This is a genomic window from Bradyrhizobium sp. Leo78, from assembly GCF_059512425.1.
This window is the reverse complement of the sequence record NZ_JCAMOT010000004.1, coordinates 31,021-44,798: the sequence shown is the minus strand read 5'-3', so window position 1 is coordinate 44,798 and position 13,778 is coordinate 31,021. Positions and strand designations below refer to the sequence as shown.

6 protein-coding genes are annotated in these 13,778 nt (G+C 63.7%); 4 read left to right on the top strand and 2 right to left on the bottom strand.

What is annotated here, in order from left to right:
- The first annotated feature begins 129 nt into the window (after positions 1–129).
- Positions 130–1,116, top strand: coding sequence for a transporter substrate-binding domain-containing protein (locus AC5ZG1_RS06730; protein WP_496132353.1), 987 nt, complete (start codon positions 130–132; stop codon positions 1,114–1,116).
- Between the two features lie 224 nt (positions 1,117–1,340).
- Here the strand turns inward: AC5ZG1_RS06730 and AC5ZG1_RS06725 are convergent, their stop codons facing one another.
- Both AC5ZG1_RS06725 and AC5ZG1_RS06720 read right to left on the bottom strand, forming a co-directional pair.
- A complete protein-coding gene (locus AC5ZG1_RS06725) occupies positions 1,341–2,150 on the bottom strand; it encodes a protein-L-isoaspartate O-methyltransferase family protein (RefSeq protein WP_496132352.1) in 810 nt (269 codons plus the stop codon).
- Positions 2,147–5,638: an AAA family ATPase gene (locus tag AC5ZG1_RS06720; RefSeq protein ID WP_130222874.1), complete on the bottom strand. Its 3,492-nt coding sequence runs from the start codon at positions 5,636–5,638 to the stop codon at positions 2,147–2,149. Before AC5ZG1_RS06720 ends, AC5ZG1_RS06725 begins: the two co-directional genes overlap by 4 nt.
- 242 nt (positions 5,639–5,880) lie before the next feature.
- On the opposite strand from AC5ZG1_RS06720, the gene AC5ZG1_RS06715 reads away from it, so the two are divergent.
- The 3 genes from AC5ZG1_RS06715 (at position 5,881) to AC5ZG1_RS06705 (ending at position 13,672) form a co-directional block, all read left to right on the top strand.
- Positions 5,881–12,237, top strand: coding sequence for an amino acid adenylation domain-containing protein (locus AC5ZG1_RS06715; RefSeq protein WP_496132351.1), 6,357 nt, complete (start codon positions 5,881–5,883; stop codon positions 12,235–12,237).
- Positions 12,238–12,362: 125 nt separating this feature from the next.
- Positions 12,363–12,551, top strand: coding sequence for a hypothetical protein (locus AC5ZG1_RS06710; protein ID WP_035688766.1), 189 nt, complete (start codon positions 12,363–12,365; stop codon positions 12,549–12,551).
- 140 nt (positions 12,552–12,691) lie between these two features.
- Entirely contained in the window at positions 12,692–13,672 is a 981-nt protein-coding gene (locus tag AC5ZG1_RS06705; RefSeq protein ID WP_456643659.1) for an LLM class flavin-dependent oxidoreductase, read from the top strand.
- The last annotated feature ends 106 nt before the right edge of the window (positions 13,673–13,778 follow it).

Below are 13,778 nucleotides of genomic sequence, written 5' to 3'. Positions count from 1 at the left end.
CACCCTCAAGGCGAACCAGTGATTTTGTCGCTTCGATCGGTTCTGACATGTCTCTTACCGCTGGCGATCCTTGCGCTCGTCTGCAGCACGGTCCATGCGCAAGGCATAGCCCCTGACAAAGAATTGGTGGTGGCGACCAAGGAAGCCCCGCCTTTTGCGATGAAGCAGCCGGACGGGAGTTGGGGCGGTATCAGCATTGAGCTCTGGAGACGGATCGCTGATCGCGCGCATCTTAAGTTTCGCCTGGTTGAGACGCAGAGTGTGCAGGATCTGTTGGATGGCGTCGCGAAAGGCACCTTCGACGCCGGCGTCGCGGCCGTAACCGTGACCGCTGCACGTGCACGCGATGTCGATTTCACCCAACCTTTCTACAACACCGGACTCGGGATTGCGGTGGCTCTCAACGAGAGCCCCTGGGTCTCGATCGGACGGGCGCTTCTCTCTTTCGGCTTCTTCCAGGCTGTCGGTCTGCTGCTTTGTTTTGCGATGGCGGTGGGCTTCATCATTTGGCTGCTGGAGCGGCGGAAGACGGAACATTTCGGCGGGGGCGCCAAGGGGCTCGGCTCCAGCTTCTGGTGGTCGACCATTGCCATGACGCAGGCCGGCGCCGCAGCGAATGCACCGGCAACGCTTCCCGGGCGGATCGTCGCGACCGGGTGGATGATTGCTTCCGTCATCGCGATCGCCGTGTTCACCGCGGGCATCACCTCCACCCTCACGCGCAGGGAACTGCAGGGCGCAGTCCACAGCTTCAACGACCTGCGATCCGTGCGCGTTGGCGCCGTCGCGAACTCTCCGACAAGCGACTACCTCACGCGCCAGCAACTTTCCTTCCGGGCATTTCCTGACGCTCAAAGCGGCCTATCCGCATTGAGCCGCGGTCAGATCGATGCCTTCGTCCATGACAAGCCGCTGCTGGCCTGGATCGTTCGTAACGACTTCTCAGGCTCGATCCGAGTCGTCGACACCAGCTTCAGCAGCGAGAGATACGCGATCGTCCTGCCGAAAGGCAGCGCCTTGCGGCCGATGCTCGATCTTGCCGTGCTCGATCAAATCGAAAGCGATCGGTGGCAACAGACGCTGTTCCTGGCTCTTGGAAACGCCCGATCGCCCTGACTCTCGCGTCGGCTCAGCCGGCGCTCGTCAGCGCTTGGCGCGATGAATGCTGCGCTGCTTTGAGGAAGATCGAGAAGCGATCCAGATGACGTCCGCTATGCGCGGGACGGTCGGCTTGGCGTGCAGAGGGTGACCTGCTCCCAGTTGCGCTACGTCGGAAGTCGTCAGAGCATGATCCGGAAAAGTGGGCAGCGTGAGACGATTCGAAGAAACGTCATCACGCTCTAAGTAGGTCGCGGTTTCCGCTCAGACGGCAGTCCCTGCTCGATGCTTTGAAACCGCAGCGGTGCGAGGGCGACGGCGCGTTGCCACCAGTCCGTCACGCGTTCGTCGAGCGCGGTTCCGCCTCGGCCTTTGCCCGGGATGATCCTGATGCCCCTGACGACTTCGGCCTGATAGCAGCGGGCGAGGCGGGTGATCTTGATGACGATGCCGGCCCGGCCCCGCTTGGTCAGCGGGACCAGCAGGCGGCCGTTGCGGCGGAGCGATTCGATCCACAGCGGATGCGGATGATTGAAGCCGGCATGGACGATGATCACATCGGCCGGGCCGCTCACGTCGTTGCAGCCGTCGCCGTGGACCACTTCGACGTTCTTGTATCGGCGGAGATTGGCGGCGGCACGGTCGGCCAATGTCTTGTTACAGTCGATGGCAAGGACCATGCCTTGCGCGCCGACGATCCTGGACAGGATCGCCGAATAATAGCCGAGCCCGCAGCCGATCTGCACCACGCGCTCGTTCGCCTTGATGTCGAGAACATCGAAGAAATGCGCCCACAAGCTCGGCAGTCCGGTCTCGAGCTTGCGCCGTTCATCGATCGCCACCAGCGCGTCGTCGTAGAGGTGAACGGGATCCGCATCGGCGGTGGAGCTGTAGCCGCGTCCGACCTCGCGCCGGATGCGCCAGGGGCCATCGCCCGCAAAGTGCTCGCGCGGCACCGTGGCGAAAGCCCGCAGCAGGCGCGCCGACGAAATCTGCTCGCGTTGCCGGATCGCTTGCGCGTAGCGTCGTCTTGCCGCCGCCAGATCGCTCATCCGGCCTGGTGTAGCCCTGTCTGGTTGGCCCATGGATGCTGCCTTGACGGATTCGCGCCGAGTTCCTCCATCAGATTCCACGCGTCCTTCAGGTCCGGCGTAAGGAAGCCTTCCGCGAACTGCGCTGTAACAGGCACGAGCAGTTCGACGGCCTGCTCGCGCCTGCCGGCATCGCGCCAAAGGCGTGCCAGGCTGACGACCGATCGCAATTCCCATGCAAGCGCGCTCTGCTCGCGGGCCAGCTCGATCGAACGGCGGAACAGCTCCTCGACGTCGTCGGCCACAGCGAGCCCGCCTTGAGCAAAGGTCGTTTCACCCTGCAGGCGATAGACCTCGGCGAGGAAGAAATGGTCACCGGTGCGCCTCGCAACCGCGAGTGCGCCGTCCAGCGTCCGCAGTGCCGCTTCCAGGCGGCCGACTTTCGCATAGGCAGTCGCGAGCAGGCTCCTGAACCAGCAGGTCGCCAGCCAGGCCTCCATGGCTTCATAGCCCTCCAGTCCCACCCGCATCTGCTTCAGCCCTTCGTCGATATCGCCGAGTTCGACCATCGCCCATGCGCGCAGAATGCCTGCCTGCTGCTTCCAGTGCTGGAAGCCATGATCCGACGAGACCACCATGGCGCGGTCGGAATAGTTCATGGTGCCCTCGACATCGCGCAGGTGCTGGCAAAGATAGGCGCCGAACTCGAGGGCAAAGGCGAGCGTGAACGGATGACGCAGCTGTTCGGCGTTGACGATCGCATCCTCGGTGTGCTGGCGCGCCGCATCGGGACGGCCGAGAAACCACTGGAGATATCCGAGATAGGACAGCGACACGACGCCAGGATCGATACCGTGCCGTTCGGTCAGTTCGCCGTGCCATTCGGGCGTGTAGAGCCCGATGCAGCGCTGCAGATGATAGTGCGAAGCCGCAAATCGCCCGCGATAGAGCATGGTCATGGCGATCGACCTGTGGGCCTCGATCAGATATCCGGCATGCTGCTGCATCGATTGCGCGGTTGCGTTCGGGCGTACGCGCTTCGCGAATTGCAAGAGTTCGACGCTGAGATCATGGGCGCGCTTCAGATCGGCGCGGATGAAATGGTACACCCAAAGCCCGCGGGTCGCCGCGAACACATTTGCCTCATCGTCAAGCTGGCGGCCGAGCTCGAGCGCCTGGGCGTAGTTTTCCTCGACCTCCTGCGCGGCGTAGCCCTTGGCGGCGATCAAGGCGTTGCCCAGCGCGGTGCGAAGCTCCAGCTCCATTTCGTCGCGTCGCATCATCTTGGGATGGCTTTGGGTGACGCCGAGGCCGCGCCGGAGATGGCTGATCGCTTCCAGATTGGCGCCCGCCTTTGCGGACTGCCTGCCCGCCTTCAGCCAGAAACCAACGGCAGGTTCGGCCTGGCCGGATTCGGTCAGGTGATAGGCGAAAAGCTCGGGCTCGCGCTCGGTACGTTCGGGATAGAGATCCGCAATCACCTCAGCGATCCGCGAATGCAGCCTTCGTCTTTCGCTGTGCAGGAGGCTCGAATGCGCCGCGTCCTGGATCATCACATGCTTGAAGGCATAGATCGCATCCGGCGGATGACCGCGGCAAACGATCAATCCCGCTTGCTCGAGATGATCAAGCGCTGCCTCGATCTGCTCCGCCGGAGCTTCGGCGACCGCGCGAAGGATCTCGTAGGAGAACTCGCGGCCGATCGTGGCTCCGATCTGGGCGATCTTCTTGAACGGCCCCATGCGATCGAGGCGCGCCATCAGCGAGTCGGTCAGCGTGGCCGGGATCGAGAGCTGGCGCCATGGTCCGGTGAAGACGTAGCGCCCATGCCGCTCGGTGAGCAGGTTGGATTCGATGACGGCCTTGGTCAGCTCTTCGAGGAATAGCGGCACGCCATCGGTCCTGACGATGATCTCCTCGACCACTTCCCTCGGCAGTTCTCGCCGGCCTGCGACCCGCTCGACCAACGTCGTCCGCAGTTGTCGGCTGAGCCGGTTGAGCGTCAATGCCGTGATGTGGCGATGCGCATTCCAGCTCGGCTTGAATTCCGGGCGGCAGGTGACGATCACGAGGATGGCTGCGTTCTGAGCCCTCTCCACCAAGAGGTCGAGCACCTCCCGCGAGGTCGGATCGATCCAGTGGGCATCCTCTAAGGCGATCATCAATGGCTGGTCGCGCGCGAGCCCGACCAGATGGTTCACCAGCGCGGCGACCGTCACATCCTTGTGCTGCTGCGGCGAAAGCTCCGGCAGCGCGTGCCGGTCGCCGGTCGAGATCGACAATAGCGCAGCAAAGATCGGCACCACCTGCTGCACATTGCCCTTTGCGGCGATCACGGCCGCTTCGAGGCTTGAAAGCGCCAGCACCGAAGAGCCTTCGCGATCGAGTCCGATCGCGAATTTGAACTGCTCGATAAACGGATAGAACGCGGTGCCGGTGTAATAAGGAGAACACTGGAACGACAATTGCCCGTGATGCTCGCCCGCGATCCGCTCGTGAATCTCCTGGAAAACGCGCGACTTGCCGATTCCGGGCTCGCCCGACAGCAGCACGACCTGGCCATGACCCCGCTTGGCCTGTTGCCAGCGTCGCATCAGCAGGGCGATTTCTTCCTCCCGGTTGACCAGCGGCGTCAATCTCGGACCCATTGCCGCGGCGAAGCGTGTTTCCGTGCGCGCGCGGCGGACCACGCGCCAGGCCTGGACTTTTTCGGATATCCCCTTGAGCGCGTGAATGCCGAGGTTCTGGTAGTCGAACTTTCCCCTCAACAGCGATTGCGTCGAGGACGCGATGACCACCCCATTGACGGGGGCAAGCGGCTGCAGCCGGGCGGCGAGGTTCAGCGTTTCGCCGACGGCGGAATCGCGCTCCTCGGTGCTCTGCCCGATCAGGTCTCCGACGACGGCAAGGCCGGTCGCAATTCCGATCCGAACCGCAGGTGTATAGCTGGACGCCGCTCGCTGCTCGCCGCCCTGCGCCGACGACAGCGCCTCGACGATCTCAAGCCCGGCGCGCACCGCACGCTCGGCGTCGTCTTCATGCGCGTGCGGGTAGCCAAAATAGATCAGGATCGCGTCGCCGATATAGCGTGCGGCGAAGCCGTCATAGTGCTTCACGATCCGGACGCAGGTCTCCCTGAAACGGCCGATGATGTCGCGCACATCCTCGGGATCGAACTGCTCGGAGAGCGAGGTGGAGCCGACCATGTCGCAGAACATGGCGGTGAGCTGGCGCCGCTCGGCGGCGTTGCCCGTTCTCGGCGGGACGCTGCGATCCGCTACCGGATTGCTCGGTGCGATCGGGACGAGCGAGCCTATCGCGCGCTGCAGGCGCCTGCGATCGCCCATCGGCAGACCAAGCTTCGCCAGATCTTCTTCGGTCAGATCGGGGATGACATCGAGGCCGATGCGGTGCTGGATGAAAAGATCGGCGTATTGGCCGAGGCCGGCCTCCTCGAGCCAGTGCTTCAAGCCATCTGTCGTTTCAGAACCTGGCTTATTCTCCGGCATGATTATCCGTCGAGCTGCATCTCAGGAGAAAGGACGTGTCTCCGTTCGGTTGCGCACATTTTGGGGACTTTTGCCCGACCTCGGTCTGGACGGATCTGCGAAGTTCGAGAACAATAGCTCAACTCGAGCAAAAAGGCACGAGCTTGTCGGACATCGCAGCCACACCGTCGCAAGGATCGGCCGGCCGCAGCACCGGAGGCCAAGCCGTTTCGTGCATCCAGGCCTTTTCGAGCATCGGCGATATGCTGGATTTTTATTCCCGCAATGCGCCCGATCGGCCGGCGGTGCTTGCTCCCGGGCGCGGCGCGGTGACCTACGCCGAGCTTGCCACGCGCACCAGTGAGACTGTCCATCAATTGCGCAGGCTCGGCATCGCTCAGGCCGATCGCGTCGCCGTGGTATTGCCGCGGGGCGTCGATAACGCGCTGGCCCTCATTGCAGTCGCAACAGCAGCCGTCTGCATCCCGGTCAATCCGGACCTGACCGGGGATGAATTTCAGCGCTATTTCAGCGAGCTGGAGCTTGCCGCTCTCGTCACGTCTACGGAAGCGGGGTCTGCAAGCCGGGCTGCCGCGCACGCGCTGGGGGTTGCTGTGATCGATCTGTCGCCCCGGGGCGGCCAGGGTCTTGGCGCCTTCGAATTGGCAGGCCCGTCGGTTGGGCCTGCCGTTGTGGGCGGGGCTGCGCGCGGAGAGGATGATGCCTTTATCCTGCTGACCTCGGGCACGGCGTCTCGCCCTAAGATGGTGCCGCTGACACATGCGAGCGTGTGTCTTTCGGCCTACAATGCTGCGGTGGTCTTCGCGCTCGGGCCGCAGGATCGCCTGCTCAACATGCTGCCGCTGTTTCATGCGCATGCCCTGATATCCGGCCTGCTCACGGCGCTCGCGGCCGGATCGAGCGTGATCTGCACCGCGGGCTTCGACCCCGTTTCCTTCTTCGCCTGCCTGAAGGAGTTGAAGCCGACCTGGTATACTGCGGTGCCGACCATCCACCGCGCGCTGCTATCCGCTTCAGAGCATGACACAGAGATGACGCGGGGGTCTTCGCTGCGCGTGATCCGCTCGGCATCGGCGTCGCTGACCCCCGACATTCTCCAAGGGCTGGAAGCGCGGTTCGGCGTGCCCGTGATCGAGATCTACGGCATGACGGAAGGCGCATCCCAGATCGCCGCCAACCCTCGCCACCGGCGCAAGCCGGGCTCGGTCGGCCTGCCCGCCGGCCCCGAGATCGCGATCATGGATAATGAAGCCCGGCGGCTGCCGGCCGGCGAGCACGGCGAGATCGTGCTGCGCGGCCCGACCATCAGCCGGGGCTATTACAACGATCCCGAGGCGACCAGAGCCGCCTTCCGGGATGGCTGGTTCAGGACCGGCGACCTCGGCTATTTCGACCCCGACGGTTATCTGTTCATCGTCGGCCGCATCAAGGACGTCATCAACCGCGGCGGGCAGAAGATCTCGCCGTTGGAAGTGGAAGAGGCGTTGTTGGGCCACCCCGATGTGCTCGAGGCCGGCGTCTTCGGCATTCCGCACCAGAAGCTCGGCGAGACCGTCGGCGCAGCGATCGTGCTGCGGCCGCAGTCCGGCGCGACAGCGCATCAGCTTCGGCAATTCGCGCGGCAGCGGCTCGCCGCCTATAAGGTGCCTGGCCTGATCCGGATGGTTCAGGCGTTGCCGAAAGGGGCGAGCGGCAAACTCAAGCGAAGCGCGCTTGTCGAATTGGTGTCGGCCGGACCGGCAAGCGAGGACACCGAACACAAGCGTTTGCCTCGCTCCGAATTGGAGCGGCAATTGGCCGAGATCTGGGCGAGGCTCCTGGAAGTGGAGCGGGTCGGCGTCGATCAGGACGTCTTCGCGCTGGGCGCGGATTCGCTCGGCGTGACGCAAATGCTGTCGCGCCTGCGCGAACAATTCGGCGCTGATCTGTCGTTCAAGGAGATTTTCGAGGCGCCGACGGTCGCTGAGCTTGCCGGGCGATTGCAATCGGGCGCGGCGGGCCGCGACCTCGTGATGCCGGGATGGCGCAAGACCGCAACAGAGTCAGGCCGCGCGCCGCTCTCGTTCCAGCAGCAGCGGATGTACGTCCTCAGCCGGTTGGATAAGACCAAGTACAATTACAATGTCGTCGAAGTGGCGCGCCTGTCCGGCCGGCTCGACGTCGCCGCGTTCGAGGCTGGTATCGCAGCGCTTTGCGAGCGGCACGAGGTCTTGCGTTCGACCTTCTCCGAATGGCTGGGCGAGCCGGTGCAACGCGTCGATGCGGCGATGCCACGGCTCGAACACGTGGACTTGAAGGGATGCGCCACGGGTGAGCGCGAAACAGCGATCCGGCGGGAAGCCCTGAAATTGGCGCATCACCAATTCGATCTCGAACATGAGTCGCCCCTCAAAGCCAGGCTGCTGCGCTTTGAGGCGACCGATCATGCGCTGCTGATCAATATCCATCACCTCGTCACCGACGGTTGGTCACAGCGGTTGTTCTGGCAGGAGCTTCAAGCGCATTATACGGCAAGCCGCGCGGCCGCGTTGCCTCCGCTCGCGTTCCAATACCGCGACTTTGCCGCGTGGCAGCAGGATTGGGCGGCGACGTCGGCGGCAAAGGAGCAGTTGAGCTACTGGCGCAGGCAGCTTGACGGCGTCACCACGCTGCCGCTGCGCACCGATCGCCCACGCCCACAGATCTGGAGCGGTCGCGGCGCCCGGCATTACATCGAACTGCCGCAAGGCTTGTCGGCGCGGCTGAGGGCGCTGAGCCAGGCCAAGGGCGTCACGCCGTTCATGACGCTGCTCGCGGCGTTTCAATGCCTTCTCCATCGCTACACCGGCCACGACAATGTCGCGATCGGCTCGCTGATCGCGAACCGCAATCAGATCCAGACCGAACGCCTGATCGGGCTGTTCGCCAACACCGTGATCCTGCGAACCGACTGCTCCGGCGATCCGACCTTCGGCGAGCTATTGCGGCGGGTGCGGCATGTCACGCTCGACGCCTATCGCAACCAGGATCTGCCGATCGAGGAGGTGTTGCGGGCGCTGCAGGTGTCGCGCAGCCGCGACGGCAACCCGCTATTTCCGGTGATGTTCATCCTGCAAAGCGCTTCGATCGAGGCGGCGACGTTTCCGGGCTTGTCGACACAGCGCCTCGAGATCGATCCCCAGATTTCGCGCTTCGACGTCACGCTCGAGCTGGTCGAGGCCGATGGCCGTTTTTCGGGTTTCTTCGAATACAGCACCGACCTGTTCGACGCTTCGACGATTGCCGGAATGGCTGTGCATTTCGAGCGGCTCCTGAAAGCGGCCATTGCCGATCCCGAGGAGCGAATTTCGCGCCTGCCGCTGCTGTCGCCGGCAGAGCGCCGCCGCGCGCTGGCGGCTTGCAATGGGGTCGAAGCCGATTTCAGTGCCTTCGATCTCTGCGAGCGGTTCGACCAGCAGGTCGCGCGTGCGCCGGCAGCGGTCGCGGTCTCCGCAGGCGAGGTGCGTGTGAGCTACCGCGAGCTCGCCAGCCGCAGCGCGGCAATCGCCGCGCGGCTCGCGCAGGAGGATATCGGCGACGAGACGGTGGTCGCGCTATTCGCCGAGCGAAGCCCGGATCTGCTGGCTGCGATGCTCGCGGTACAGCGCGTCGGGGCGGCCTTTCTCTGCCTGGACCCGACCCAACCCGCTGCACGGCTGGCCGCGATTCTCGCATCCAGCGGGGCACACTTGATATTGGTCGGAGCAAGCAGCTCCTCGGCCTTGCAGGAAGTGCTTTCCAGCTCGCTTATTCAGCGCTCGATGCCCATCGTCCAGCTTGAGGGCCTGACCGCTGCCAATCCGGTAAAGCCGGCGCGGCGCACGCCATCGAATCTCGCCTATGTCATCTACACCTCCGGCTCGTCGGGGACGCCCAAGGGCGTGATGATCGAGCAGCGGGGATTGTCCAATCATCTCGCGTCCCTGATCTCCGAGCTTGGCCTGTCGTCCGCGGACGTCATCGCGCAGACCGCGCCGCAGAGTTTCGTGATCTCGGTCTGGCAATTTCTCGCCGGTATCGTGGCCGGCGCACGCGTCCACATTTGTGCCGACGAGATCGTGCGCGATCCCGAACGGCTGGCGCAAGAAATCGAGCGGGCAGGGGTCACGGTGCTGCAGATCGTGCCGTCGCTGCTGCGGGTTATCCTTGAACAAGCCGACGAAGCGCCGGTGCGGCGCGCCTTCTCCCGACTGCGCCTCCTGATCTCGACCGGCGAGCCGCTCGCCGTCGATCTCTGCCGCGCCTGGTTTCGGCGGTTTCCCGAGGTGCCGTTGGTCGACGCCTACGGCGCATCGGAATGCTCCGATGACGTCGCGCTCTATCGCCTTACTGCGCCGCCGGCGCTCGCGACCAGCGTTCCGATCGGCCGCCCTTTGCCAAATACGCGCCTTTACGTGCTCGATCCGCATCTGCAGCCGGTGTCGGCCGGGATGGTGGGGGAGCTCTGCGTCGGCGGCGCCGGGGTCGGGCGGGGCTACATCAATGATCCCGGGCAGACGAATGCACGTTTCCTGTGCGACCCCTTTTCGCAAGATGCCGACGCGCGTTTGTATCGGACCGGCGATCTCGCCCGGCGCCGCTCCGACGGCACGATCGAATGCATGGGGCGCATCGACGATCAGGTCAAGATCCGCGGCTATCGGATCGAGCTGAAGGAGATCGAGCATGTTCTGCTTGATCATCCGGATATCCGTGCTGCCATCGTCGAGCCGCGCGACGCCGGCGGCGAGACCCGGCTGGTCGCGCACATCGTCGCGGCTCCGGGCAGCCGGCCGGATGCCGGTGCGCTACGCGATTTCCTCAAGAGCAGGCTGCCGGGCCACATGGTGCCCGCAGCTCTCCTGTTCCTCGAACGCATTCCGCTCAACAGTCACGGCAAGGTCGACCGTGCCGCGCTGAGGGGGGTACATCAATCCGAACCGAAGGCCAGCGGCGTGACCGCGCCGGCGCGACGCGGCACCGAGAAGACGCTGACCGATATCTGGATCGATCTGCTGAAAGTCCCCAGCATCGGCATCGCCGACAATTTCTTCGACCTTGGCGGCCATTCATTGTTGGCGGGCCAGGCGATGGCGCGTCTCGCGCGGGCGTTCGGGGTGTCGTTGCCGATCAAGACGATCTTCGAGGCGCCGACCGTAGAAGAACTCGCGCAGCGCATCGACGATGCGTTGGCAAGGAAACCGCAGCAGGTTCTGCCGATCATTCCGGATCTCGTGGAAACGGGCCCGCGCCTGCCGTCCATCGCGCAGGCCCAGATGCTCGGCATCGAGAGCGCGCTTCCGGGGCTTCCCCTGTTCAACCTGCCCTTTGCACTGCGGCTGCAGGGGCTGCTCGATCTCGCCGCACTAAAGAAAAGTCTTGGTGAGGTGATGCGCCGTCACGAGTCGCTGCGCACCGCCTTTGGCTGGGATGGCGACGAGCCTGCGCTCGTGATCACGCCGCCCGGCAAGCGCGCCGCGCCATTGAACGTTGAAGATCTGACGGTTCGGGCGCCGTCGGGCGACAGGCGCGCCAGCCAACTGCAATTAAGGAAGGCCATGCTTCGCGCCGAGCAGGAAGCCCGGACGCCATTTGAACTGACACGCGCGCCGTTATGGCGGGCGCGCCTGTTGCGATTGGGGCCGGACGACCATGTGCTGCTGCTCACGATTCACCACGCCATCGCCGATGGCTGGTCAATCGGAATCCTCTTTGACGAGATCTCGCAACGCTATGCGTCGCTCGTCGCTCGTCGTTCGGGACCGGCGCTGCAACCGGCGTTGCCGTTCTCCGATGCGGCGCGTCGTCAGCGCGGATGGTGTGCGACCGACGCTGCGGCGCAGCAGGCCAGTTATTGGAAGGAGAATTTGCGCGGCGCCACTCCGGTCTTTGGTGACATTGCCGGCGTCGCGCCGGCCCCACCTAGCGATCATCAGCCGGTGCGCCTGTCGGGCGATCTGGTCGCAGCGGTGACCGCCTTTGCAAGCCGAGAGAATGGCACGCTGTTCATGGCGCTGTTGGCCGGTCTGAAGACACTGCTCGCGATACAAACCGGCCGCGATGACATTTGCGTGGCCACTGCGATGGCCAATCGCTCCCGGCCTGACACCGAGCAAGTGATCGGACCGTTCGAGAACACCGTAATCGTCCGCACCCGCATCGATCCCGGCCTTTCGTTTCGACAGGCATTCGCCCGCGTGCGCGACAGCGTTCTCGAAGCCCATGCCCGACAGGAATTGCCCTTCAACATTCTCGCCGCGCGGCTCGCAGAAACGGGCATCGATCCAGCCTCCCTGATCCAGGTCTACTTCACCTTGCAGAATCCGCTGCGCCAGCCGCTGAAGTTTTCGGATGTGAAGATACGCACGCTTGGAAGCGCCTACCGCGAAGGACAGCCCGTGCTGCCGGTCAATCAGACCTGGCTCTCGCTGATGCTGAAGGAGCGGCAGACTGGCATCACCGGCTCGTGCAGTTACAAGCGCGAGCTGTTCGGACACCATGTGATTCCACAATGGATGGAGGATCTTGTTGTGATCCTCACGCGTGCTGCAGCGCAGCCTGATGCGCCGTTGCAACGTTTGCTCCGTCGCCGCGCCGCATGAGATGCGCAGGCGTCGATTACTCCAGGCTGTAACGAGCGAGTAAACTACCTTGATTATTTGTCGCTTCGCGAGCAACATCGTTCCCGCGCCTGGCAAGGGGCGGCGGGAAACCCGGGGTATTTACTATGGGATTTGTTCCGTATCTTGATTTCGATAAGCTGACACCCGACGAAAAGAAAAGTCTGAGGGATCTGCTCAAGCGCGAGCGGGATCAGCTCAGAGATGCGTTGGCCCTCACGGAAAAGGGTTTGGCGAAGTTAGGCAAGGCCGCCAAAGCCAAGAAGGCCAAAAAGAAGAAAAAGAAGAGCAGGTAGAAGCTGCGCGACATCGATGCCATGCGCGTCAGCGCGAGAGGCCGCCTTGCCATCCTGCATCGCGCCTGGCCGCTCGTGCGTGGCATTGGCGCGGCATTTTGGCAAACAAGCGCAGATACCGATCGTCGGAGCTATCGGCGATGAAAGCCAGGCTCCGCGTATTCCCTGCCGTTTCGCGCAACCGCGATCCTGCAAAATATGCCGACGAGCTGATGCGGGTCGCGCATTTCGCCGACCGCAACGGCTTCGAAGGGATCTTGCTGTTTGCCGGCAATGACGTGTTCATCGAGCCGTGGTCGATGGCCCAGCATATCCTCGCGCGCACGCAACATTGTGCGCCGCTGATCGCGGTCAATCCGGTCTATCTGCATCCGTTCACCGCGGCAAAACTGATCTCCTCCTTTGCGCTGCTCTACGGCCGGAAAGTCTACCTCAACATGATCACGGGGACTGCGCTGAGCGATCTGCAGGGCCTGGGCGACGAGCAGTCCCACGCCGAGCGATATGCAAGGCTAGGCGAGTTCATCGCTGTGGTACGCCAATTGTTCGCGAGCACGCGGCCCGTTAGTTTCCGGGGCAGGTTCTACACCACGAATAACCTGCAGATCTGGCCGCGCCTGCCGAAGGAATTGATCCCGGAATTTCTGATCGCCGGCCAATCGGACGATGCCCGCCGCGTGGCGACGGAGATGCAATGCCTGATGATGCAGATGCTCCCGCCCGATCTCGAGCAGGGAATAAAGGCTCCCGGGTTGAATTTTGGGATCTTTGCGAGGGAAAGCCGCGCGGAGGCGAGGCGGGCCGCAAAGCGTCGATTTCAGGACAGCGACGACAATCGCGAATTATTCAAGCTGACCATGGGGAACACCGATTCCGTCTGGAAGCGGCGGCTTGGCAACGATGAGCAGGACGGCGCGATCCGCGACAACGGCTATTGTCTGCTTCCATTCCTGACCTTCCAGGCGGATTGCCCGTATCTCGTGGGCAGCTATGCTGAGATCGGCGCGAAACTGCGCAGCTTCGCCGAGTTGGGCGTCGGCAATATCATCCTCGATGTGGTCGCGGACGAGCAGGAACTCGATCACGTCCGCAAGGCGCTTGCGCGCAGCGGGGTGTTCTGAATAACGGCGCCGATAAGGTGGAAATGAGTCGACAACTTCGCGAAGTCGAGCTCCAGCGGCTTGCCGAGGCCGAGTCTGCGCTCGTCTGGAATCAATATCACCCCCG

Excerpts from the sequence above, each read along its gene's own strand:
- AC5ZG1_RS06725 (WP_496132352.1), bottom strand. The coding sequence starts at position 2,150 with ATGAGCGATCTGGCGGCGGCAAGACGACGCTACGCGCAAGCGATCCGG.
- AC5ZG1_RS06715 (WP_496132351.1), top strand. The coding sequence starts at position 5,881 with ATGCTGGATTTTTATTCCCGCAATGCGCCCGATCGGCCGGCGGTGCTT.
- AC5ZG1_RS06710 (WP_035688766.1), top strand. The coding sequence starts at position 12,363 with ATGGGATTTGTTCCGTATCTTGATTTCGATAAGCTGACACCCGACGAA.
- AC5ZG1_RS06720 (WP_130222874.1), bottom strand. The coding sequence starts at position 5,638 with ATGCCGGAGAATAAGCCAGGTTCTGAAACGACAGATGGCTTGAAGCAC.
- AC5ZG1_RS06705 (WP_456643659.1), top strand. The coding sequence starts at position 12,692 with ATGAAAGCCAGGCTCCGCGTATTCCCTGCCGTTTCGCGCAACCGCGAT.